Below are 24946 nucleotides of genomic sequence, written 5' to 3'. Positions count from 1 at the left end.
GAGGGGGTGAACCGCGTTTGGTTTCACGCTTTTGGAAACGCCTTTTCCAGCCCGCCAGATTTCTCCAGCCCGTCCCGGAATGCATGGAAAGCCGGGTGCTGCGAGGATTTGCCCACTTCGTTGAGCCGGATCTGCAGCCGCGCCGGTGCATTGGCACCGATCCATTCGCCGGTACGCTCGAGCTTCAGAGAGTTGAGAAATTTCGCCTCGGCCGATCGGTCGAGCCAGAGCCGCAATCCCTCGAGCAGGTTGTCGTCCTGAACTGGATTTTCCATCAGAAGCCTCAGGAACGACTGGTCGGCCTCGACGAAGCTTGCGAGCCTGTCGGCGACGGCGTCGCGATCGGGGAAGGGGGCAGCTGTCATCCGCAACTCAGCTCCAGACGAAATCGAAGGTCGAAAGCGACTCGCGGTTCATGCCCGTGAGGATGATGATCATGTCGTCTGCGTTGTCGCCGTCGATATCGACATGCAGCATGCGGCTCGCATTGTCGAACCACGCTTCGGAGTTCGCGCCCGCATTCGAATAGCCTGCCGTGGTCGAGTAGGCGAATGTGCCGGTCTGCAGGCCCTGGAACGAGAGCTTGTCCTGGGACTGGACGAAATCGTTGATCGTGTCGGTCACGCCCGTCCCGTTCGATTGGGTGGTCGATGTGAAGACGAAGTAATCCACGCCGGCATCGCCCGACACCCTGTCGACGCCGTTGCCCATGTAGATCGTGTCGTCGCCGTTGCCGAGCGAGATATTGGTGTTGGCGGAACCGGTCAGCACGATCTTGTTGATACCGCTGCCGCCGTTGATGTTCTCGACATTGGCGAAGGTCGCCGTGCCCGAGCCGGCAAACAGTATGAAATCCTCACCGCCGCCGAGATCGATGACAGCACCGAGATAATTGGTCGCGAGCGTTATCGTGTCGGACTCGCCGCCGCTAGTCACGGTCTCGACGTTTGTCAGGGTCGCCGTGGCGCCTTCAATGAAGGTAAGGGTGTCGGTGCTGCTGCCGAGCGAAATGGTGCCAACGAAATCGGTATTGACGGTGACCACATCGATAAAGTTGCCGCCGGTGATGGTTTCCGCACCGCCTACGGTCACCGTGTTGTTGCCGTCACCCAAAAACAGTTGATCGATGCCCGCGCCAAGGGTGATCGTCGACTGAGCCGAGCCGGAGAGAGTAACGCGGTCGTCGCCGTTGCCGGAGGTTATGGTCTCGATGCCGGCCAGCGTCACCGTGTTTCCGGATATCGCCAGTTCGATACTGTCGATCCCGGCATCGAGATTGACACTGCCGTTGTAGGTCGAGGAATTGATGACGATGATGTCGGAGCTGACGCCACCGGAGATGGTTTCGACGCCGGCGACGGTCAAGGTATTGTTGTCGAGCTTGTAGAGTTCCAGCCGGTCGCCGCCATCGCCGAGATTGATATGGGCGCCGGTGATCGCGGATGTAAAGATAATGTAGTCGGCCGCCGAGCCACCCGAGATCGACTCGATGCCGGAGACATTGGCGTTGACCGCGATGTTGCCCGACCACGAAAGAATGTCGTGGCCGCCCGCGAGATCGAGCATGGCGATGGCGCCGGAGGCGTTGATCGTCACGACGTCGGTATCTGTCGAACCGATGATGGTTTCAGCGCCGGTGACGGTCAGCGTGCCTCCGTCGGTGAAGCTCAGATAGTCGCTGCCGAGGCCCAGACTGACCGTGCCGCCCACCCAGCCGTTCTTCAGGATGATCCGGTCGTCCTGCGTGCCACCGGCAATGGTCTCGGCGTTGACGATGGTTGCGGTGTTGGCGAAATTGGCGAAGGATACCTTGTCGTCGCCGTCGTTGAGGTCGATTTCGCCCGATGTATAGGCCTGCGAGAAGGTGATGACATCCGAGCCCCAGCCGCCGGCGATGGACTCGATGCCATTGACGGTGATGGTCGCGCCCGAGGCATTGATCTGCAGCATGTCGCTGCCGCCGCCGAGGTCGATCGTGCCGCCCGCATAGGTCGCGCCGAGGATGACGAGGTCGTTACCCGCGCCGCCGGTCACCGTCTCTACATTGAGCATGGTGACCGTATTGCCGCCGGACGACAGGATCAGCGTATCGTTGCCGTCGCCGAGATCGATCTCGGACGGGGTGGATGATGCAAGCGTCACCTTGTCGTTACCGAGCTTGCCGAGAATGGATTCGACATTTGTCGCGGTGACCGTGCCGCCGAGATCGCTGAAGATTATCGTGTCGTTGCCGCCGGCGAGATCGTAGCTGCCCGAGGGCAAGGACGAGTCGACATAGATCGTATCATTGCCGGTGCCACCGGCCACGGTTTCGACATTGACGACCGTAACGGTGTTGTTGCCGCTGGTCAGCGTCAGCAGATCAAGGCCGCCCTTGAGGTCGATATAGACCGCCGTGGCTTCGCCCTGCAGCGTGATCATGTCGGCCGAGCTGCCGCCGACCACGCTTTCGATACCGGAGATCGTCGCTGTGTTGTTGAAATTGCCGAGCGTCAGAACATCGAGGCCGTCACCGAGCAGAATGGTCGAGCCCGTCAGGCCGCTCGCGACATAGACCGTGTCGGCGCCCACGCCGCCCACGACCGTCTCGACATTGCTGATCGACACGGTGCCGCCGCCGGCGTCGAGCGTCAGCTGATCACCGCCGCCGCCGAGATCGACGACCATCATGGCGGGAACCGCTGCGAGCGTGATGAGGTCGTCCTGGCCGTTGCCGATGAGCGTCTCGACGCCTTTGATGGTGATCTGGTTGATGCCGGTATTGCCGAGCTTGAGCGTATCGCTGCCGTCGCCGAGATCGATCTCGCCGTTGAACGTGCCGCCAAGCGTCACATTCTGATTGCCGGCGCTGCCGATGATGGTTTCGGTATTGCTGACGGTGATCGTGATGTTGGACTCGAGCGTCAGTGAATCGCTTCCGCTGCCGAGGTCGATGCGCATGCCGGTCTGATCGACTGTCACGGTGACGATATCCGACTGGTTGGTGCCGGTCATCGTCTCGACATTCGAGATCGTCAGCGTCGTGCCAAGGTTCACCGCGCTCATATCGAGCGTATCGATGCCGGCGCCGAGGTCGATCATGCCTTCGGTCAGCATGCCCTGGATGGTAACCGTGTCAGCCGACCGACCGCCCATGATGGTCTCGACGCCGTTCATCGTCACGTTGTTGACAAAGGCGCCGAGCGTCACCCGGTCCTTGCCTTCGCCGAGCGCGATGATGCCGTTGGTCAGTGCCGAGCCGAAGGTGATGGCGCTGGCGCTGTCACTGCCGGTGGAGGTGATGACCTCGACATTCTTGACAGTCAGCGTGCCGCCGCCATCGGATAGGTCGAGCGTATCGACGCCGTCGCCGAGATCGATCGACAGGCCCACGGCGGCGCCGGAGATGTGGACGAAGTCGTCGCCGGCGCCGCCTTCGATGTTTTCCACGCCAGCGGCGGTCAGCGTGTTGCCAGCCGAATGAAGGACGAGGGTGTCGGCACCGTTGCCCAGATCGACTGTGAATTCTCCCGATGCGGGCTGTGCGCCAAGCGTGATATGGTCGCTGCCGCCGCCGCCGATGATGGTTTCCGTACCGGAAATCGTCAGCGAATTGGTGGCTGTCGCCAGCGTCAGGATGTCCTGGCCCGCGCCGAGGTCGATCATCGCCTTGGTCAATTGTCCTGATGCCGTGACCGTGTCGTCGCTCGATCCGCCGACCAGCGTTTCGACGCCGGCGATGGTGATGGTGTTTTCGAAGTTTCCGAGTGTCAGCTTGTCGCTGCCGGCGTCGAGATCGATCTTGCCGCCGGTGAGCTGGCTGGTGATGGTGATATCGTCGGTCTTGCTCGATGCCGTGATGGTCTCGACATTGCCCAGCGTCAGCGTGTTGTCGAATGCGCCCAGCGTCAGCCTGTCATCGCCTTCGCCGAGGTCGATCGTCAGGCCGTTGGCCTGGGTCGAAAGCGTGATGACGTCGTTGCCGGAGTCCCGGCCGAGGATCGTTTCGACATTGCCGATCGTCATCGTGCTGCCGCCCTCGAAGAGAACGAGCTGGTCGAGGCCATCGCCAAGCTCGATCCGCATGCCGGCCGACGTCGTCTCGAGATAGACCGTATCGCTGCCCGAGCCGCCCATCACCGTCTCGACGTTGAAGACCGAAACGACGTTGACGAAATCGCCGAGGGTCAGCTTGTCCTTGTTGCCGCCGAGGTCGATCTCGGCATTGTCGGCGCGGGCGCTCAGCGTGATGATATCGATGCCGGTGCCCGCGACGATCGACTCGGCGCCCGCCACGGTCAGGCTGTTGGCGAAATTGCCGAGCCGCAGCCGGTCGGTTCCGGCGCCGAGATTGATGCTGCCGCGGGTGAAGAGGGTGAAAATGGTGATGTCGTCGTCGAAATCGCTGCCGGTGATGGTTTCGATGTTGAGCAGCGTGGCGGTCGATGCCATCGCGAACGTGATCGAATCCTTGCCGCCGGCAAGGTCGATCTTGCCTTCTTCGTATTGGCTGGCGATGTGGACGATGTCGCCCGAGCTCGATCCGCTGATCGTCTCGACATTGAGCAGGGTGAGCGTATTGGCATAGGCGCCCAGCACGACCCTGTCGCTGTCCTCGCCGAGATCGATGTAGGTGCCTTGCGCTTTCGAGCCAAGGATGATCGATTCCTTGCCGCCGCCGCCAAGGATGGTCTCGACATTGGAAATGGTGGCCGTGCCGCCGTCGTCCGAGAAAGTCACGCGGTCGTCGTCGCCGCCCAGGTCGATCCTGCCATAGGTGACCCTGGTCTCGAAGGTCACGAGGTCGATGCCGCTGGCGCCGCCGATCGATTCGATATTTGAGACCCGCACCGTGTTGCCGGTGCCCTGCATTCTCAGGCGATCGACGCCGCCTTCGAGATCGAGTTCCTGGTTGCGGATGGAGTTGGAAACCGTGATGAAGTCGATGCCCCTGGTGCCCGTGACATTGTCGATGTCGCCGACCGTTTTTGTCGTGGAGTTCGCTCTGGGGGCTGTTCTGGATTTGGCCATCGTCATGATCTCCTGCGCGTTCGCGAGCCGGGCGTCATGCCGACTCGCATCGATTGCAGCCTTAGGGGCGCTTCTGATGCAGGATCTTGATAGGCGGTGAAACTTTAGCGGGGCTTGTCCAAACGCAAATTTAAGTTGGTTGAATGATCAATTTAAAGGAGCATGCGGGATCGGAAGCGAAATCGGCCGGAACCTTGGTGGTTCCGGCCGAATGAAATCTAAGATGTTTCTCCGGCCTCAGCCGCGGCGGCCGCGCCGTTCGCGGGGAGGAGCCTGCTCCTCGGCCGTCTTGTTGCGCAGCGGGCCGATCTTTTCGACGATCAATTCGAGCGTCGGACGAGCGCCTGCGACATGGCTGTCCACGGCTTCGCGGATGGCGGCCAGATGCTCGCAGGAGGTACCGCAGCAGCCGCCGATGATCCGGGCGCCGCCGTCGATCGCCAGACGTGCATATTCGGCCATCAGCGGCGGGGTGCCGGAGTAATGGATCTTCTCGCCGCGGAATTCCGGGATACCGCAATTGCCCTTGACGATGATCGTCGCATCGGGCCTGGCTTCCGACATGGAGAGCAGCGTTGCCAGGATATCCGAGGCGCCGACGCCGCAATTGGCGCCGACCGCGATCGGGCCATCGCCGATATCGGATGCCACGCCGTGGATGTCCTTCGGCGGCAGCCCCATCATGGTCTTGCCGGCGGTGTCGAAGGAGCCGGTATAGACGTAAGGCATGCCGACCTTGACGGCGGCTTCCGCCGCGGCGCGGATCTCATCGGGCGAGGACATGGTCTCGATCCAGGCGACATCGGCGCCGCCGGCCTTCAGGCCCTTGATCTGCTCCTCGAAGGCATCGACCGCGTCCTCATAGGACATGGCGCCGAGCGGGATCAGCAATTCTCCGGTCGGGCCGACGGAGCCCGCGACAATGACCTTGCGCGGCGCGGCGTCGGCGACGGCGCGGGCGATGCTGGCGGCCTTGGAATTGAGCTCGTGCACGCGATGCTGGGCATGGTGCAGCTTCAGGCGATGGCGGGTGCCGCCGAAGGAATTGGTGAGAATGATATCGGCGCCGGCATCGACGAAATCCTGATGCAGCTTGGTGATGTTCTCGGGCTTGGCCTCGTTCCAGAGCTCGGGTGCCTCCCCCGCTTCGAGACCCATGGCGAAGAGCGAGGTGCCGGTGGCGCCATCGGCGAGCAGGATGCCCTTCTCGGCGAGCAGGTCGGAAAGCGGATTGGCGGACATGGCATTACCTCGGATTGATTTGAGAGAAGGATATAAAGATATCTTTATGTGATGTCCAGTGATTGACGCGTTTATTCGTTCACGCGGCGGGATTCCGTCCGTGGCTTGACCATGCACGTCCCAGATCCCTTTGCCTTGGCATGAGAGATCGGCCGGGGCACGTTTCCGTGCCACAGTTAGATGACCGGCCCTCGGAAGCCGGTCGTTAAGACACGTATCCGTGCCCCGTATTCGGTGGTTTTTCCCGTGCAACTCCGGTTCCTCTGCGTCACCGAACGGCTCGTGCCAACAAGGTTCTCGAACCCGTCGGCCTCCGATGTAGATACGCCATCCATCGCTGGCATGGCGTTTGCGGGACCATCACCCCCGCATTCCGTTCGGGCCTCCAATGCCTCACAGGCACGCCCGGGCCTTTTTCAGCCCGGAGGAGAACCATTTTCTGCACGGGCCCGATCATGAGGCTTTGCGTCGCCTCCCCATGACCAGCACCGGCTCCGCCCCGCCCGCATCGCCATGCGGGGTAGCCGAGGGTAGAACGGGAATGATTCTCTCACAGGTTTTGACGGCGGGGATGGGTGGTAAGGAAAATATTCTTATATTTCTTATAATCCGTTGATTTTGCTTGGAAGAAAATGACTCCGAGCCTGGGAATCCATTCACCAATTTCGGCCAGGTGAGCAGGGCTTACGGCGATCACCCAGAACTTCGCGCCGAAATGTGTTCGGCGATGAACGCGGCGTCCTCACCGACCCCGAAGAACAGGCCCGACTTTAATGTGTGCATCCAATGCAGGCCCAGAAAGTAGAGGCCAGGGCAATCGGTGACGCCGCGCTGTTGTTTCGGCGCGCCCTGGGCATCGAAAAGGTCCATGTCGATCCAGCGATAGTCGTACTCATAGCCGGTGGCCCAGATGACGGTCTTAATGCCTGATGCTGCGGCGTCGAGGTTGAGCACAGGCTCGATAGATCCAATATGGCGGGTATGGCGGGACGACGGCGGTTCGGCAGGTGGCAGATCCAGCCCTCTCGCCGCAACATGATTCTCGGCCGCCAGCACGAAATCGGAGTAGGTGCTGTCCGCTTCCGACAGGAGTTGCTCGGCATTGCCGTTGAAATGGAGTTGCTCGCCATCGGTGCCGCGAAGATATCCCAGCACATGACCGCCATTGGCCGCGAAGCGGCGCAAGTCCACATCATAGCCGCCGTTAACACCGGTGATGAGGGCGGTGGGCAGAGGTCGCCGGTCAGGGAAACTATCGATGGTGACGTCGAAGCGGCCGAGTTCGGTTAGCCACCAGAACAAATCGCGGCCACGATATCTTCGAGGCACGCGGCGATGACGGCTGATGCTGAGATAGACAGTGCGCCCGGCCGACAGCAATTCCTCAGCGATCTGGCAGCCCGATGCTCCGCTACCGACGACGAGTACCGCACCCGACGGCAGGGTCTCGGGATTACGATAGTCGGCGGCATGGATCTGAGCTATGCGGGCAGGGAGACGGCTTGAAATGCCGGGTACCAAAGGTCGCTGGAATGGGCCGGTCGCGACGACGACATGACGTGAGGTGAGGTCGCCTGCACTGGTTTCAATCTGGAAACGGCCGGATGCCGTGCGCTGCAGCCTGATAACTTCGACGCCGGGGCGGACGGGAGCTTCGATGTGGCGCGCGTAGCTTTCGATGAATTTGGCGACATCGCGATAATGCGCAAAGACATCCGGCTCGGGACCGTCATAGGCCATTCCGGGCAACGCCATCGTCCAGTTGGGAAACTGGAACCGCAGGGAATCCCAACGCTCGCCGTGCCAGCGTTCCGCGATCCTGCCGCGCTCGAGGACCACGTGATCGCGGTTCCGGGAAGAAAGATGGTAGCTCATGGCAAGCCCGGCCTGGCCGCCGCCGATGACGACAGTGTCATGCTCGCTCATGGGTTGACTCCAAGGGAAAGTGCCCGTCCGCAATGTTTGATATTCAACCTGACCTTAGATATTTGATCAAGAAGTAAAATACTCCTCTGGCATCCCGGACCGGTTCAGGGCATGTTGTGACTGTGGAGATCGTGCTTTGGCAGTCGGAGGAACGCCTATGCGCTGTTTTACTGTACTCGGCCCCTCGCAGACCGGTAAGTCGACCGTGGTCGACAAGCTCGGCTCGCTGGAGGGAACGCCTCGGAAGTCCAATTCCCCCTATGGATTGAACCTCACGGAATTCAGTTTCCTCAACGAGGCGTGGTGCGCGCTGGATGCGCCGGGAGGGAGCGAGGCCCTGGCGCATGTTCAGAATGCGCTGCTTGCCAGTGATGCCTGCATATTGTGTGTTTCCCCGGCGCCTGAAGAGGCGGTGCTCGCGGCACCCTATCTCAGGATCATCGAGGCCTCGGGGACACCCTGCATCCTCTTCGTCAATGGGATGGACCAGCCGAAAGGGCGGCTCAGGGATGTGATCGCGGCGCTGCAGGATTATGCCAGCCACACGCTGCTGTTGCGCCAGATCCCCATCCGCGAAGGCGACAAGATCGTCGGTAGTTGCGACCTGATTTCCGAGCGCGCCTGGCGCTATCGCGAGGGCCAGACCTCTTCGCTGATCGCCATCCCCGACAGCGTGGCCGAGCGCGAGCACGAGGCACGGGCGGCGCTGCTCGAACATCTCTCGGAATTCGACGATTGGCTGCTCGAGGAACTGATCGAGGACCGCGAACCGCCCTCCGATGCGCTTTATGACATATCCTCGCGGGTTCTGAGGGAAAACCGGATGATCCCGGTGTTGATCGGGGCCGCAAGCCACGGCAACGGCATGATGCGGCTGATGAAGGCGCTGCGCCACGAGGCGCCCGATGTCGGTGCCCTTCGCGAACGCCTCGCTGCTGCTGCTGATAATGTCGATGCCGGCAAACTCAAGGCCGTGGGGTTCCATGCCTATCACCGGCAGAATGTCGGCAAGACGGTGCTGGTTCGGGCATTGAGTGACGGACTGAAACAGGGCGCCTCGCTGGGCGGTTCGGGTCTCGGCGCAGTGCAGGATCCCGCGAACGGAAAGGCCGGCACGCCTTTCCAGCCATCCGCAGGGGATGTGTTTGCGGCGGTCAAATCCGACCACCTGGCTGTTCCGTCGCTGCTCACTGCCGATGCGGCCATCGCACCGCCGGACTGGACCGAACCGCCGACGCCGATGCTGGAAAGAATTCTGGTTCCCGGCAGCGAACGCGACGAAACCAAGCTCTCGGAAACATTGGCGAAGCTTTCGGAAGTGGATCGCGGGCTGAAGGTCATGCAGGAGGAGAGCACCGGCGCCCAGCTTGTCTGCGCCCAGGGGCCGCTGCACCTGCGCGATCTCTGCCGGCAGCTTGCCGACGTCTTTCATATCGCTGCGACCGAGCGGGCGCCCAACCCGATCTATCGCGAGACGATTTCCAAGCCGGCGGAGGTTCACTACCGCCACAGGAAGCAGACGGGCGGTGCCGGGCAATTCGCGGATGTGAAACTGAGCATACGGCCCAACGGGCGCGGCGAGGGTTTCAGGTTCAACGAGACCGTCAAGGGCGGCGTGGTGCCGCGCAACTATATCCCGGCCGTCGAAAACGGCGCGCGCGACGCGATGGACAAGGGGCCGCTCGGATTCCAGGTCATCGATGTCGCGGTTACGCTGTCCGACGGCCAGCACCATGCCGTCGACAGTTCCGAACATGCCTTCCGGACCGCGTCGAAAATGGGCGTCCGGCAAGCACTGTCGGATGGCGCGGCGGTGCTGATGCAGCCGGTCTTCCGCGGCGAGATCCATGTTCCATCGGTCTATTCGGGCAGCCTCGTTCAGATCGTGTCGGCACTCAAGGGACAGGTGCTGGGCTTCGACCGGGACGAGACCGCCAAGGGATGGGATATTTTCAGGGCGCTCATTCCCGGTGGCGCGCTCGACGAACTGGCGCGGGCGCTACGTTCGGCCACGCAGGGCATCGGTTATTTTTCCAAGAGCTTCGATCATTTCGAGGAACTCTACGGCAAGGAAGCCGATGCGATTGTGAAGGCGCACGGGACGGCGCGCGCCGAGCATTGAAGGGGTCATTTGGCCATATTCAGTCGGTAATGCGGAAGCCGGCCGGCATTTCCGCAATGGAGGCGACTTGCGACGTCACGTCGGACACCGATGCGAGCCTTGGGCCTTTCCATAGGCGTTCGATCATGGCGGCGACTGCATCCTCGGGGCCGACGAACAAGGCGGTGACGCTGCCGTCCCGCTCGTTGCGCACCCATCCAGCCAGCCCGAGCAGCCTGGCCTCGCGGGCGGTCCAGTCACGGAAGCCGACGCCTTGCACGCGACCTGTGATGCGGACTTGAAAAGCTTGCTGCTGGGCGGCCATGACCTCGTCTCCAGGGAGCGGAACGCGATTATAGCGCGATGTCGAGTTCGGGATAATGGCGGAAAACGCAATGCTCGTTGAAGGCGGCCCGGCGTGGCGAAGCGAGATAGTCCGCGATGTTAGGCCGGCCTCTTACCTTCTCCCAAAGCCTTTCGAGGCCGGGATAGTGCCCGGCATAGTGCTTCATGGCCTTGGGGAAGGCGTAGCTAAGTCCTTCCATCACCTGGAACAGGGAAAGATCGACATAGGTAATGCGATTGCCGACAACATGGCCGCTGCCATCAGGGTTCTGCTGCAAGACGCGTTCGAAATAGCCGAGGAATTTGGGGACGCGGTTCTGGAGGAATTCCGATGTGCGGGCTTCGGCTTCCGGCTTCTGTTCCTCGAAATACTTGGATATTGCGATCGGATGGTGTGTGTCGTGCGCCTCGGCGACGAAATCCGTGATGGTAAGTTGCAGGCCGTTGGCAAACCAGCGGAGCGGCTCGCCCGCAGGCGCCAGCCCGAGCTTCGGGCCGAGGTAGAAGAGGATATTGGCCACGTGCGAGACGATCAGGTCGCCATCTTTCAGGAACGGCGGGGCGAAGGGGATGTGCGGCTCCGATGTGCTCTTCATGAGCTTGATCATTTCTCTGGTGCCGCGATCGGGTTCTCGCGCGACGTCGATGTAAGCGGCGCCGGCATCCTCCAGCGCCAGCCGGACGAACTCGCCGCGACCCTGCATGCCGTCCCAGTAGTAGAGTTCATAGGTCATGTGAACCTCGCGACTTTGGTTGTCTGACGAGAGGTTAGCACGGATTTATGGTGATGGCAGGAACAGTTGCACGCTTGGCTGAACCCCTCACCAAGCGCGTCCATGCCTTCGCCTTTGGCTCACGCGGACTTGCTATCCTCTCCCACAAGGGGAGAGGTAGATTCGCGGCACCGTCCTCGCCACAAATTCGACGTCGCGGAAAAGGCGCATCGGCGCCGTGAGTTTACCTCTCCCCTTGTGGGAGAGGATACGAAGGCCGCGAGAGGCGAAGCCGATCGCATGGCCGAAGTTGGTGAGGGGTGAAGCAACCCCGTGCATCTCACCACCGTTGATGCACATGCACCTTAATCAGCTCCTCGTAGACCTTCCGCACCTCGGCCATCACATCGGCCGGCAGGGGAGCCAGATCAGATGATGCCGCATTGTCCTCGGCCTGTTGCTTGTTCTTGGCGCCGGGGATGATGACGGTGACGGCGTCCTGCATCAGGATCCAGCGGAGCGCGAATTGCGCCATCGTGGCACCACCGGGGACCAGCGGGCGGAGTCGTTCGACGGCTTCGAGGCCGGTCTCGTAGGGCACGCCCGAGAAGGTCTCGCCCATGTCGAAAGCTTCGCCGTTGCGGTTGAAGGCGCGGTGGTCGTCCTTGGCGAACTGGCTGTCGGCCTTCATCTTGCCGGTCAGCATGCCCGAGGAAAGCGGCACGCGGATGATGGTCGCTACGTTCTTCGCCTTGGCCTGCTGGAAGAACAGGTCGGCGGGGCGCTGCCGGAAGATGTTGTAGATGACCTGCACCGAGACGAGGTTGGGATATTCGAGTGCCTTGAGGCCTTCCTCGACCTTCTCGACCGAGACGCCATAGAATTTGATCTTGCCCTTGGCGACGAAGCCTTCGAGGATTTCGAAAATGCCGGGGCGGTAATAGACGTCGTTCGCCGGGCAATGGAGCTGGACGAGGTCGAGCGCATCGACGCCGAGATTGGTCAGCGAACGGTCGATCCAGTCTTCGAGATTTTCCTTCGTATAGCCCTCGACGACCTGCTTGGGCAGGCGGCGGCCGGCCTTGGTGGCGACCATCGGGCGGGTGCCACCGCGCTCCTTCAACACATCGCGGATGATGCGCTCGGAGCGGCCGTCGCCATAGACGTCGGCGGTGTCGATGAAGGTCATGCCGGCGTCGAGTGCGGCGTGCACGGCGCCCTTGGCATCGGTCTCGCTGACATCGCCCCAGGAACCGCCGATGGCCCAGGCGCCGAAGCCGATTTCGGATACCGACCAGGGGGTGCGGCTGAACTGTCTTGATTTCATGATCTTGGCTCCTGTCTTTTCGCGCGGAACTTTTCAGGCCGGGCGAGGGGTGTCAAGCCGTGCCCCGCGCTTCTTAGGCAGCAGCGCCTGATAGGTGCGGTCGAGCATGCCGGTGACGGTCTCGGCATCGGCGCGGGAGAGGCGGATCAGCACCATCGGATAGTCGCGGTAGTGGTCGGTGAAGTAATAGAGATCGGGAAAGGCTTCGCATAGCATGTCGCGCTCGTCGGGTTCCACGCCCTTGATGAGCAGGGAATCACCGTCCTCGCGGAGCCGCGTGAGCAGCTTGCCCTTCACCTTGAAGGAGGGCGTGCCGTAGGAGGTCGAGGCCTCGACCAGCGGCCAGGTGAGCAGGATTTTGGTCAGGTCTTCGAAAGTCATGGGAGAAGCTTAGCACAACAAAAAAGCCGCGCGAATAGCGCGGCTCCGATGTTCGATATTGCTTCGACCTCACACGATCTTGCGCTTGGCCAGCACGTCGGTGAGCCAGTCGGTGCGCATTTCCGGAACCGAGGAAATCAGCTTTTCCGTATAGGGGTGGAAAGGTGGGCTGAAGATCTGTTCGGTCGGGCCTTCAGCCACCACTTCGCCGCGCAGCATGACCGCCGTGCGGTGGGCGATGCGGCGGACGATGCCGAGGTCGTGGGTGATGAACAGATAGGCGAGGCCGAGGTCGTCCTGCAGCTTCTTCAGGAGCTTGAGGATATCCTCGGCGACCAGTTGGTCGAGCGCCGATGTTGGCTCGTCGCAGATGATCAGTTCCGGATTGGCGGCCAGCGCACGCGCGATGCAGATGCGCTGCTTCTGACCACCCGAAAGCGCGGTCGACAGGCGTCCGGCATAATCCTCCGGCAGTCCGACCTGGCGCAGAAGCTCGGCCACGCGAGCATTCACTTCCGCCTGCGACTTGTTGAAATAGAAGGCGTAGGGCCGGCCGATGATCTCGCCGATCGTCTGGCGCGGATTGAGCGCCACGTCGGGCAGCTGGTAGATGAGCTGGATCTTGCGCAGGTCGTCCTTGGTACGATCCTTGGTCCTCGTCGACAATTCCTTGCCGTCGAACTTGACCGAACCCGAAGCCCTCGGCAGGAGTCCGACGACGAGGCGCGCGAGCGAACTCTTGCCCGAACCGGACTCGCCGACGACGGCGACCGTTTCGCCCTTGGCCACGTTGATCGACACGTTCTTCAGCACGGTGAAATCGCCGTACATGCCGACGACATTGTCGACCTTGAGCACGGTCTCGCCGCGATTGTCCTCGATGATGTCGCCGAAGTGATCGGCGGCCTTGCGTTCGGAGACCAGCGCCTGGGTATAGGCGTTTTCCGGCTTGTTGAGGATATTCTCGGTCGTGTCGAGCTCGATCATCTTGCCGCCGCGCAGCACCATGATGCGGTCGGTCACCTGGGCGACGACGGCGAGGTCATGGGTGATGTAGAGCGCCGCGGTGTTGAGTTCCTGGATCAGCCGCTTGATCAGTGCGAGGACTTCGATCTGGGTCGTCACGTCGAGCGCGGTGGTCGGCTCGTCGAACACCAGGATGTCGGGCCGGCAGGAGATCGCCATCGCCGTCATGGCGCGCTGCAGCTGGCCGCCGGAGACCTGATGCGGGTAGCGGTCGCCGAAGGTTTCGGGGTTGGGCAGGCCGAGCGAGCGGAACAGCTCGACGGCGGCCTTTTCCGCTTCGTCCTTCTTCATCAGGCCATGCTCGATCGGCATTTCGCAGACCTGCTGCATGATCGTGTGGGCCGGATTGAAGGAGGCGGCTGCGGATTGCGCGATATAGGCGATGCGCTGGCCGCGCATGTCGCGGCGGCCATCGGGCGAAAGATCGCGGACGTTCACGCCGTCGATCTCGACGCGGCCGCCGGTGATGCGGCAGCCGGCGCGTGCATAGACCATCGAGGAGAGCCCGATGGTGGACTTGCCCGCACCGGATTCGCCGATCAGGCCGACGACTTCGCCGCGCTTGAGTTCGAGCGAGACGTTGTCGACGAGGACAAGGCCGTTGACGGTCTCGACCCTGAGGTCGACGAGCTTCAGTATGGAGTCAGCCATGTCTCTTACATCTCCGCCGATGCGCCCGACGGACGGGCATTGATGGACAGGATCCAGTCGACGACGAGGTTCACGCCGATGGTCATGAGGGCGATCATCATCGCCGGCCAGAGCGGAGCCGCAAGGCCGAAGGAGATGGCTCGCCCGCTCTCGCGCACCATGCCACCCCAGTCCGCGAACGGCGGCTGGATGCCGAGGCCGAGGAAGGACAGGCCCGCCACAAACAGGAAGTTGAAGCAGAACCTGAGGCCGAATTCCGAGATCATCGGCGGCAGCATGTTCGGCAGGATCTCCCGGCGCATGATATACCAGTTGCCTTCGCCGCGCAGGCGTGCGGCTTCGACATATTCGAGCACGACGATGTTCATCGAGACGGCGCGCGCCAGGCGGAAGACGCGGGTCGAGTCGAGGATGGCGATGGTCAGCACCAGCGTCGGGATCGAGGAGCCGAACATCGACAGGATGATCAGCGCGAAGACCAGTTGCGGGATCGACAGCATGATGTCGACGAAGCGCGACATGATCTGGTCGATCACCGGTCCGCCGATCGAGGCGAACAGGCCGGCGACGGTTCCGATGAGGAAGGACAGGATCGTCGTCATCAGTGCGACGCCGATGGTCATGCGGGCGCCATACATAAGGCGCGAGAGCATGTCGCGGCCGATATTGTCGGTGCCGAGCCAGAACTGGGCCGAAGCCGGTGCCCATGTGTCGCCGACGGTTTCGGCTTCGCCATAAGGGGCGAGCCAGGGTGCGAAGATCGCGATGACAATGAATATCGCGATGATGACGATGCCAATCCAGGCGGTAAACGTTGGTTTGCGTCCGAAAATCTTCATCTCGATCTGCCCCTCACTTCGGTCTGCGCAGTCGCGGATTGACAAGGATACTCAATATGTCCGCGATGGTGTTGAGGATGATGAAGGCGGAGGCGAAGACCAGGCCGCAGGCCTGAACAACGGGCAGGTCGCGCTTGGTCACGCCATCGATCATGAACTGGCCGATGCCGGGATAGACGAACACCACCTCGATGACCACGACGCCGACGATGAGATAGGCGAGGTTGAGCGCGATGACGGCGACGATCGGGGCCGCGGCATTGGGCAGCGCGTGATGGACGATGACGCGCGAACGCGGCAAGCCCTTGAGGAAGGCCATTTCGATATAGGGCTGGGACATGATCGAGAGCACGGAGGATCGCGTCATGCGCAACATATGGGCCGTGACCAGCAAGGTCAGGGTGACCGCGGGGAGGGTGGCTACATAGAGCCGCTCGGTGAAGCCCATCGTGTTGTAGACCGTTGCCAGCGAGGGGAACCATGCAAGCTTGACGGCAAACAACAGGATCAGCAGGTAGGCAATGAAGAATTCCGGTACCGAGATCGCCGCCAGCGACAGGATATTGGCGAGCTTGTCGGGCCACTTGCCTTCGTTGATCGCGGCGAGAATGCCGAGGCCGACCGCAAGCGGCACGGCGATTATCGCGGCAAAGCCGGCAAGGAACAGCGTGTTCTGGAAACGCGGGGTGATCGATTTCAGGATGTCGCGCTTGTTGGTCAGCGCCACGCCGAGGTCGCCATGCAGCACGCCCCAGGCCCAATCGAAATACCGGAGATAGGCTGGACGGTCGAGACCGAGTTCCAAGCGGAAGGCGGCAAGCGTTTCAGGGGTTGCACCCTGACCGAGAACCGCACTTGCCACGTCACCTGGCAGGATTTCAGTGGCGGCGAAGATAAGTATGCTCACCGCAATGAGAGTTAACAATCCCAGAATGATCCGGGATACCAGCAGACGCAGCATCGAGCCGTCCCCTATTTTTATTGTCGGGTCTTTGCACCAATCGCCTCGAAGTCTGTCTGGCGGGTCGAGTTCTGTCATCCCCATCGATTGCCGCCGGCAGGCTCATGGCAGGACAGGCCGGCGAACCGGCCTGTCCCTGTTTCAAGCTATCAAGCGAACCAGGCCTTCTCGGCCACGCGGTTGTCGTCAAGGTCGTAGCGGGCATGCTGCTTGACGCCGGCAACCTTCGGCGAGTAGCCGTCGAGATAGTCGGTGATCGCAAAGCAGATCTGGCCGCCGTCCTCGGCGATCATTTCCTGGCACTTGAAGTAGATTTCCTTGCGCTTTGCATCGTCGAGTTCGATACGGGCCTCGGCGACCAGAGCATCGAATTCCGGAACGCGCCAATCGGAGTCGTTCCACGACGAACCGGAGCCGAACACTTCCGTGAAGTAGACGTCGGCGGTCAGGCGGCGGCCCCAATACACGGCGCAGAAGGGAACCTTCAGCCAGACATTGTCCCAGTAACCGTCGCCGGAGACCTTGTTGACGCTGAGGTCGATGCCTGCGGCCTTGATCGATTCCTGGTAGATCTGGGCGCAATCGACAGCCGAGCCCCAGGCGCCTTCCGACGTCTGCAGTTCGATCTTGGTGCCGGGCGCGAGGCCTGCCTTCTTGAAGTGGAAGGCAGCCTTGTCCGGATCGTAGGTACGCTGCGGCATTTCGGTGTTGTAGTAGGGGTTCAGCGCGTCGAGCGTATGGTCATTGCCCGGCGTTGCGTAACCGCTATAGACCTGCTTGATGATCTTCTCGCGGTCGATACCCCACTTGAGAGCAAGGCGCAGATCCTTGTTGGTGAAGGGATCCATGGTGACGCGGGACACGAAGCAAAAACGGTTGCCGGTGCCCTTGGTGCGGACGATCGCGAGGTTCGGGTCCTTCATCAGAAGGTCGACGGTACGCGCGTCGAGACGGTTGACCGCATCGACCTGGCCGGACTGGAGAGCGGCGGTGCGTGCCGCCGGGTCCTGGATGTTGAGGATCTCGACGGTTTCGAAGTTGCCACGGCCGGGCTTCCAGTAGTCGCCGCGGTTCTTGAAGACGAGGCGAACGCCCGGCTCGAAGCTTTCGAGCGTGTAGGCGCCGGTGCCGATCGGCATATCCCAGTCGGTGTGATCCTTGGGAACGATGACGAGATGGTAGTCGCCGAGGATCGCCGGGAAGTCGGCGTTACCGGATTTCAGCGTGATTCCGACCTGGGTCGGCGACAGTGCCTTCATTTCGGCGATCTGCTCGAGATTGCCCTTGGCCGGGGACTTCGTCTTGTCGCCGCGGTGCAGGCCGATCGAGTAGATGATGTCGTCGGCGTCGAGCGTCTTGCCGTTCGAGAACTTGATGCCCTGGCGAACATTGAAGACCCAATCCTGCGCGCCCGGCTGGACGTCCCAGGTTTCGAACAGTTCGCCGGTTGGGTTGCCGTCGGCGTCGAATTCGACGAGGTTGTTCATGATGCAAAGCGATGCCGCGATCATGACGGAGTCGGAATAGGTCGTCGGGTCGAGCGAGTCGGATGCTGAGCCGCCTTCCATGCCGATGCGGAAAGTGCCGCCCTTCTTGGGTTCCTGCGCCTCGGCCTTCGAGAACATGGTGGACGCCAACGGAATGGCGATACCTGCCGCAGCGGCGAACTGCATGAAGTCGCGGCGGGTCATGTGGCCACTGCGCACGCGCCGTTCGGCTTCGCGCAATTTATGTTCAAATTCACTCATTTCAGTCTCCCTGTTTTTACCTAGTCAAGACGGTGCTCAAGCTTGTTCCCCTGAGCTTAAATCGAAGATTTCATGATCCCCGGACGGCGTCAACAAAACAAATAGTGTCGCTGCCGGCGTGGTTAAGCGCTGGCCGGTCATAACAAAGCGGAGGGTCAAGAAGACGGGACGCCACGGCGTTCCCGAACGGATTGAGCACTATCCAGTATTGCAAGCGTCCGTATTTCCCAGTTTTCCCCAATGGCCGGCGCGCATGGCATGATACGTGCCGGGGCCTTGTCATGGTGCCTGGCGGAGCTTGGCTCGTTCCCTGATTTTTTTCTTTGACGGGTCCAAGTTCATCCAGGCGGGAGCCGACCGACCCCCGATGCAATTCTTGTTTTTCGCGCACGTCGTGGAACCCTGTCACCACGTGCTTTTATGTTGCTGAATGGAACTTACGGCTTATCTCAGAGAAATCAACACCCCCTTGCCGAGCGAATGCCATATCGGTGGGCAATAGATGACATTTGGCAGGTAAACGCACTTTACGAATGTGTATCATAGGTTGAGGGCACTATGTGCTCATAGCGCATAAGCGGCGGAAAACCGGGTTGCGGCAAAAAACCAAACACCTGTCATGGCCGAGCTTTGACACTTTCTGTTCAATGTGCGTCGTCGGATTACGACAACATTTTTTTTGGCCTAGCCCCAAAAAAAATTTTAAATCGCCCCTTAATTCGACCCCGATAACGATCCGGTAACGATGTGTGGGCTACTTGTCTCCTCACGGGAGGCCAAAAGCCCGCCGTCTCCGGATCAGGTATTGCGTACCGGAGCCTAATTTCAGACCGTGTTCCTGGTCGTGTCGCCAATGGCGCGATCGCGTTTGTCGCGCCGGGCAAACTTCAATTGGTCAGCATCATCCCTTTTGCGACCCCGCCCTCCGGGCCGTATTTCGTGATCCCGAGCGAGCATATGAACGCATTGTTGCGTTGCCTGATCTTGCGGACGTCGTAAGCGGCGCGCCGGACAAACCAGCGCTCGTCGCGCGAGCCCGGCGTGAGATCGATGCCGTTGAGCATGGCGAACCTGTCCAGTGCCTTCCGGTTGATCTTCAGGCTCGGACAGAGTTCGAGGATCTTGTAGATCTCGGAGACCTTTTCGTGGGGCGAGACCGGCTGCGCGGCAAGCGGCGCTGCGATTATCATTAGAGGCATGAGCATCATGGAAATTTTTCGCATGTGAACCCCGGCATCGTTTGCCGGCGGTTTCACCGCGAATCAAGATTCGACCCCCGCCGGTCGTGAAGAGAATTGTACAATTCAGCAGGTGCTAAAGCAATCATTTGAGCACTATTAAATTTAGCCGGCGAAATTTAATAGTCGCGGACAGCCCTGCGAAAGGCGGCTTGCGCGCGGCGCCGCGCGATGGCATTTGCGGTGCGGGCCAAGGAGAATGTGATGACCAGGGCAATCATGCTGCAGGGAACCGGATCGGATGTCGGCAAGACCGTGCTTGTCGCCGGCCTCTGCAGGCTTGCCGCCAATCGCGGCCTCAAGGTGCGGCCGTTCAAGCCGCAGAACATGTCGAACAATGCCGCGGTCAGCGACGACGGCGGCGAGATCGGCCGGGCGCAGTGGCTGCAGGCCATGGCCGCGCGGGTGCCGAGTTCGGTCCATATGAACCCCGTATTGCTCAAGCCGCAAACCGACAATGGCAGCCAGATCGTCGTCCAGGGCCATGTCTATGGCCAGGCGAAGGCGCGCGATTACCAGCGGCTGAAGCCGGAACTGCTTGGCCGGGTGCTCGAAAGCTATGAGACAGTCGCGGCGGGCGCCGATCTCGTCATCGTCGAGGGCGCCGGTTCGCCCGCTGAGATCAACCTGCGGCCGGGCGACATCGCCAATATGGGTTTTGCCCGTGCGGCCGGGGTGCCGGTGGTGCTGGTGGGCGACATCGACCGGGGCGGCGTAATTGCATCGGTGGCAGGCACGCACTTGATCCTGCCGCCCGAGGACCGGGCGATGATATCAGGCTATCTGATCAACAAGTTCCGTGGCGACGTGACGCTGTTCGATGACGGCATTCGTGCGATCGAGCGCTTTACCGGCTGGCCCTGTTTCGGCGTCATTCCCTGGCTTCGGGATGCGGGACGGCTGCCGGCCGAGGATTCCGTCACGCTCGAACGGCTGGCGAAGGGCGAGGCGAGGGCTCTGAAGATCGCGATGCCGGTCACGCCGAGGATCGCCAATTTCGACGATTTCGACGCGCTGAGGTCGGAGCCTTCGGTCGAACTCGTTTTCGTCAGGCCCGGCGAGCGGATGCCCTCGGACGCGGGGCTGGTGGTGCTGGCGGGTTCGAAGGCGACGATCTCGGATCTCATTGCGCTCAAGGCCGAGGGCTGGGACAGGGAGATCATGGCGCATGCGCGGCGCGGCGGACGCGTGATCGGCATTTGCGGGGGCTACCAGATGCTCGGGCGCAGGGTGCGCGATCCGCTCGGGATCGAAGGCAGCGTTGCCGAGGTCGAGGGACTCGGACTGCTCGATGTCGAAACCGTCATGGCGCCCGAAAAGCGGCTCGCGAATTCCTCGGCGCGGTCGATACCGTTCGATGCGGCGCTTTCAGGCTACGAGATCCATCTCGGCGAGACCGACGGGCCGGATCATCTCAGGCCCTATGTCGAGATCGAGGGGCGAGCGGATGGTGCGATGTCCGTCGATGGCAGGATCGCGGGGACCTATCTGCACCGCCTGTTCGACAGCGACGCTTTTCGTGCGCGGCTTCTGGCGAGCTTTGGGATCGAGGGCGGGCAGTCGGATTACCGGAAGTCCGTCGACGATGCATTGGACGGCGTCGCCGCCGAGCTCGAGCGGCATCTCGATCGGCGCTGGCTCGACGCGCTGATGGCCTGTTGAAACGAGCTGTTCAGCAACAGTTCATGTTGTCGACAATAAAGTTTCGAATAAATGGACCGCACCAGCCGTGCATAGGATGAACAGGCGTCTCCAACGTCTTTTATCGTGCTTTCTATTTTCAGCCGCGCTATGATTAGAACATCTTGACATAGTGGAGCTGAAACAAAGATTTCAGGCAAACGGGGGAAGAAATGAATTTGCCCAAACACATCAATATCCTGATGGCATCCGTCGTCACGTTTTCAGTCGCCATTTCGCCGATCGAGATCTCGGTCGCGTATGCGCAGAGTGCTCCCGCGGCGGAAGCGCCGGGCGATTCGGGCTGGCAGAAGGAATTCGAGCTGTGGCGCACCTCAAACAAGGGTGGCAAGCCGGCTGATTACCAGAAATATCTCCGCGTCTATCCCAACGGCAAATTCGCCAATGTCGCCAAGCGCCGGATCGAAGAGCTGAATGCCGCGACCCAGACGGCTGTTCCTGCCGACGAGACCGCGGCTGTCAACGACGTCTCCAAGAACGTGCCCGCCGACAATGCGCAATCGACCGCCGATGCGGCCAAGGATGTCGAGCTGTGGCGCCAGGTCTCCAAGACAGGCAAGCAGGCGGATTACGAGAAATACCTGAAGCAATTCCCCAACGGCAAGTTCGCCAAGGTCGCCAAGACCCGTATCGAGAATCTTGTCGCGAAGGCGAATGCGCCGGCCGAAGAGTCCGTCGAGGTCACCTCCAAGAAGGTCGAGCCCGCGCAGGACGACCAGGCCGAGGACCAGCAGGCCGAGGCACAGGACCAGGCAGACACCCAGCCGGACGCCCAGGACCAGGCCCAGACCGACGCTGCGGACGACAATGCCGCGACCGAGACCGCGCAGACGGAAGAGAAGCCCGCCGCCGGCGCTGACTGGGAACAGGAATATGCACTGTGGAAGGCCGCTTCGGACGGCAACACGGTGAACGAATACGAGGCCTATCTGAGGGCCTATCCGAACGGCAAGTTCGCGGCCATCGCCCAAGCCCGCGTCGTGCAGCTGACGGCCGCCGAACAGCCCGATCCGACGATTGCCGAGGGCGACGACACGCAGAACGATGCGACCAACAAGGCCAATGTCGCCGGCAACCGCAAGAACAACAAGCAGCAGCCCGACGATCAGGCCGCCGAGGACGACCAGTCCCAGCCGGCAGACGATCAGGCGCAGGACACGGCCAACACGCAGGATGACGATTCGGCAGCCGCCGATCGGCAGAACAGCATGGCGAAGAAGCAGGGCGGGCTCACCCAGCAGCCGGACCAGGCGCAGAACCAGGATCAGCAACAGCAGCAGGCCCAGTACACCGAAGGTTCCGAGGATATCGAAGCGTCCGTGCTCGACCGCGAGCAGCGTCACGAAATGCAGGGCCGGCTAAGCGCGCTCGGTTACGACACGCAGGGCACCGACGGTTCGTTCGGTCCGCGCACCCGTGATGCGATCGCCTCCTGGCAACAGGACAACGGCGCACCGGTCACCGGCTATCTCTCGGAAGACCAGATCGACGGGATTCGCGTTGCTTCGGCCGCGTCCTATGCGACCTGGCTGGCGACCGCTGCTCCCGTTGTGATCCGTCGTGTGCGCCCGCGTACCGAATGGGTCGTGGTCCGGCCGCGCGTTGTGGTCAGACGCCCCGCCGCTGTGGTCGTGGTCAAGCCCTTCCGCAACAGGGCGCGGTACAACAACCGCGTAAAGGTCAAGATCAGGTTCAACGGCGGCTGCCGCAAACGGCGCCGTTGCTGAGCGGTATCGATACATACTTTGAACGGGGCGCCTTGGCGCCCCGTTCTTGTTTCGGAGATGCTGGCGCATTCGCGACAGGCGGATGTCGATATGCCGATTGACTCGGGTGCATGGACCTTCTAGATTCCAGCCTGTTTGGTTCCCAGCGGGCATAAGCCCAAGGGATCAAAAGGGAATGGGAAGAATGGACCCAATCAGGGCGTTTTCATCCCGGCCGACCCCGCGACTGTAGAGCGGACAAGCAAATTCCAGGAGTGTTTTCAAAGCCTGACGTGACCAAGGCAATGTTGCCTGGGCGGACGGCGGAGAGAGTGCTTCAAAGCCACTGAAGGGCCTATGCGGCAACACGGGGCGGGACGCCTCCCATCTACGAATCGTCCCCCACGCGCAGAGGCAGAACCTTCGGGAAGGCGAGGAAGATGCGTTGGCTCATGCTTCGGCATGGGCCTGGACCCGTGAGCCAGGAGACCTGCCAGACAAAACGGGCGCATTCGCGCCAAAAAGGCTTATTCTTGCCAGCAGCACGGAGGTTGTTATGGCGCATTCCGCAGTTTCTACCCGGTCTACCTCGGTTTCGGCCATCCCGGTTTCGGATCGTCTCGTTGCGGGCATTCTCGCCCTGCTTCTCGGCTCGTTCCTGATCTTCGGCGCCGGCTTTGCGCATTCGTCCGTGTTGCATGACACCGCACACGACGTTCGCCACGCCAACGGCTTTCCCTGCCACTAAAGGGGCCATCAAATGATCGTCAAATATCTTCTGGCTGCGCTTGTGGCCGGATTGCTCGCTGGTGCGCTCCAGACGGTGGCGCAGCAGGCGAAGGTCGTTCCGCTGATTCTCGAAGCGGAGAAATACGAAAACGCGCCCGCCGAAAAGCATGACCACACGACCGGCCTGAACCTCACGCTGGTCAGCAAGGCCCACGCCCACGAGCACGAAGCAACGGCTGCTGCCGGTGCCGAGGAAGAGGGCGGCATGCTGTTCGGCGTCGGCCGCACGACCGGCACGCTGATGGCCGATCTGGTCACCGGTGCGGGTTTCGCGCTCGTGATGCTGGCCGTGAGCCTGCTCACCGGCCGGACCGTCACGCTCGCCACCGGTGCGCTCTGGGGCGCCGCCGCCTGGCTTTCCTTCCATCTGCTGCCGTCGATGGGGCTGCCGCCGGAGCTTCCGGGTTTCCCCGCCGCCGATCTCTTCGACCGCCAGATGTGGTGGGTCGGGACCGTCGTCGCATCCGCGATCGGGCTCTACCTGATCATCCTGCGCAAGGAGCCCTGGGCGAAGGCGCTCGGTGTCGTGCTGCTCATCGTGCCGCATGTCATCGGTGCGCCGCAGGCGGCTGATGAGACGACGAATGTACCGGCGATCCTTGCTGCCGAGTTCGCCGTGGCAACGCTTTCGGCCGGGCTGTTCTTCTGGCTCATGCTCGGCCTGATCATGGGCGCGATCAACGATCGCTGGCTGAAGACGGCCTGATGAAGGGTCTTGACCCTCGCGCTCCACCCGGTGCCGTCCTGGTGCTGGGCGGGGCACGATCCGGCAAATCGGCTTTCGCGGAAAGGCTGGTCGCGGAGACCGGCCTTTTGCGCCATTACATCGCCACCGGCCGGGCCTGGGATGACGAGATGCGCGAGCGCATCGCCAAACACAGGTCCGATCGCGGCGATGGCTGGCAGACGCATGAGGAGCCCGTGGCGCTGATCGATCGGCTCGAAGCGCTCGACCATCCGGGTAATGTGATACTGGTCGACTGCCTGACGCTCTGGGTCACCAACCTGATGATGGATGAGCGCGAGATGGCGGAGGAATTCGCCCGGCTGGCGGATTTCACATCGAACACCAAGGCGACGCTCGTCCTGGTTTCCAATGAGGTGGGGCTGGGCATCGTGCCTGACAACCGCATGGCGCGGGAATTCCGCGATCATGCCGGACGGCTTCATCAGTCGATCGCGGCCGCTGCCGCCGAAGTGTATTTCGTGGCGGCCGGTCTGCCGCTCAAGATGAAGGGTTGA

19 protein-coding genes and 1 riboswitch are annotated in these 24946 nt (G+C 61.6%); of the genes, 6 read left to right on the top strand and 13 right to left on the bottom strand.

The annotated features are described in order from the left end of the window. Positions 1-23: 23 nt before the first annotated feature. From IHQ71_RS14030 to IHQ71_RS14015, 4 genes are all read right to left on the bottom strand, one after another. Positions 24-365, bottom strand: a complete 342-nt coding sequence (locus IHQ71_RS14030; protein ID WP_258162568.1) for a hypothetical protein — start codon at positions 363-365, stop codon at positions 24-26. Positions 366-372: 7 nt separating this feature from the next. Then, entirely contained in the window at positions 373-5010 is a 4638-nt protein-coding gene (locus IHQ71_RS14025) for a calcium-binding protein (protein ID WP_258162567.1), read from the bottom strand. 237 nt (positions 5011-5247) lie between these two features. Next, positions 5248-6252 (bottom strand): betaine--homocysteine S-methyltransferase, encoded by a 1005-nt coding sequence (gene bmt / locus IHQ71_RS14020; protein ID WP_258162566.1) that lies wholly within the window; start codon positions 6250-6252, stop codon positions 5248-5250. A gap of 693 nt (positions 6253-6945) precedes the next feature. After that, a complete protein-coding gene (locus IHQ71_RS14015; RefSeq protein ID WP_374989994.1) occupies positions 6946-8127 on the bottom strand; it encodes an NAD(P)-binding domain-containing protein in 1182 nt (393 codons plus the stop codon). 208 nt (positions 8128-8335) lie between these two features. Between IHQ71_RS14015 and IHQ71_RS14010 the strand changes: the two genes are divergently transcribed. Beyond that, entirely contained in the window at positions 8336-10300 is a 1965-nt protein-coding gene (locus IHQ71_RS14010) for an elongation factor G (protein WP_258162564.1), read from the top strand. A gap of 19 nt (positions 10301-10319) precedes the next feature. Here IHQ71_RS14010 and IHQ71_RS14005 read toward each other — a convergent pair whose 3' ends face one another. From IHQ71_RS14005 to IHQ71_RS13965, 9 genes are all read right to left on the bottom strand, one after another. Then, positions 10320-10604 (bottom strand): acylphosphatase, encoded by a 285-nt coding sequence (locus IHQ71_RS14005; protein WP_258162562.1) that lies wholly within the window; start codon positions 10602-10604, stop codon positions 10320-10322. A 28-nt stretch (positions 10605-10632) separates the two neighbouring features. After that, complete coding sequence (locus IHQ71_RS14000) at positions 10633-11358, bottom strand: glutathione S-transferase (RefSeq protein WP_258162561.1); 726 nt, start codon at positions 11356-11358, stop codon at positions 10633-10635. Between the two features lie 319 nt (positions 11359-11677). After that, entirely contained in the window at positions 11678-12664 is a 987-nt protein-coding gene (locus IHQ71_RS13995; protein ID WP_258162559.1) for an aldo/keto reductase, read from the bottom strand. A gap of 33 nt (positions 12665-12697) precedes the next feature. After that, positions 12698-13045: an MmcQ/YjbR family DNA-binding protein gene (locus tag IHQ71_RS13990; RefSeq protein ID WP_258162557.1), complete on the bottom strand. Its 348-nt coding sequence runs from the start codon at positions 13043-13045 to the stop codon at positions 12698-12700. A gap of 69 nt (positions 13046-13114) precedes the next feature. Then, positions 13115-14722 carry an ABC transporter ATP-binding protein gene (locus IHQ71_RS13985; RefSeq protein WP_258162556.1) on the bottom strand — a complete coding sequence of 536 codons (1608 nt, stop codon included), beginning with the start codon at positions 14720-14722 and terminating at the stop codon, positions 13115-13117. Between the two features lie 5 nt (positions 14723-14727). Then, positions 14728-15561: an ABC transporter permease gene (locus tag IHQ71_RS13980; RefSeq protein WP_258162555.1), complete on the bottom strand. Its 834-nt coding sequence runs from the start codon at positions 15559-15561 to the stop codon at positions 14728-14730. A 13-nt stretch (positions 15562-15574) separates the two neighbouring features. Next, the gene (locus IHQ71_RS13975; RefSeq protein WP_258162553.1) at positions 15575-16522 is read right to left on the bottom strand and encodes an ABC transporter permease; all 948 of its coding nucleotides are present in this window, start codon (positions 16520-16522) and stop codon (positions 15575-15577) included. Between the two features lie 149 nt (positions 16523-16671). Then, positions 16672-18270 carry an ABC transporter substrate-binding protein gene (locus tag IHQ71_RS13970; protein ID WP_258162552.1) on the bottom strand — a complete coding sequence of 533 codons (1599 nt, stop codon included), beginning with the start codon at positions 18268-18270 and terminating at the stop codon, positions 16672-16674. An 887-nt stretch (positions 18271-19157) separates the two neighbouring features. Beyond that, positions 19158-19478 carry a hypothetical protein gene (locus tag IHQ71_RS13965; RefSeq protein ID WP_258162551.1) on the bottom strand — a complete coding sequence of 107 codons (321 nt, stop codon included), beginning with the start codon at positions 19476-19478 and terminating at the stop codon, positions 19158-19160. Positions 19479-19712: 234 nt separating this feature from the next. Here IHQ71_RS13965 and IHQ71_RS13960 point away from each other — a divergent pair, with 234 nt between their 5' ends. From IHQ71_RS13960 to cobU, 5 genes are all read left to right on the top strand, one after another. Further along, the gene (locus tag IHQ71_RS13960) at positions 19713-21170 is read left to right on the top strand and encodes a cobyric acid synthase (protein WP_258162550.1); all 1458 of its coding nucleotides are present in this window, start codon (positions 19713-19715) and stop codon (positions 21168-21170) included. A 191-nt stretch (positions 21171-21361) separates the two neighbouring features. Then, positions 21362-22936: a peptidoglycan-binding protein gene (locus tag IHQ71_RS13955; RefSeq protein WP_258162548.1), complete on the top strand. Its 1575-nt coding sequence runs from the start codon at positions 21362-21364 to the stop codon at positions 22934-22936. A gap of 119 nt (positions 22937-23055) precedes the next feature. After that, positions 23056-23428, top strand: a riboswitch (cobalamin riboswitch). Positions 23429-23471: 43 nt separating this feature from the next. After that, on the top strand, positions 23472-23663 hold the full coding sequence (locus IHQ71_RS13950) for a CbtB-domain containing protein (protein ID WP_258162546.1): 192 nt from the start codon (positions 23472-23474) through the stop codon (positions 23661-23663). 12 nt (positions 23664-23675) lie between these two features. Then, complete coding sequence (locus IHQ71_RS13945; protein WP_258162545.1) at positions 23676-24410, top strand: CbtA family protein; 735 nt, start codon at positions 23676-23678, stop codon at positions 24408-24410. Then, entirely contained in the window at positions 24410-24946 is a 537-nt protein-coding gene (cobU, locus tag IHQ71_RS13940; RefSeq protein WP_258162543.1) for a bifunctional adenosylcobinamide kinase/adenosylcobinamide-phosphate guanylyltransferase, read from the top strand. The genes IHQ71_RS13945 and cobU overlap by 1 nt, the downstream gene beginning before the upstream one ends.

Origin of the sequence: Rhizobium sp. TH2, from assembly GCF_024707525.1 — a bacterium.
Taxonomy (GTDB): domain Bacteria; phylum Pseudomonadota; class Alphaproteobacteria; order Rhizobiales; family Rhizobiaceae; genus Rhizobium_E.
This window is presented reverse-complemented; position numbering and strand designations above follow the sequence as displayed.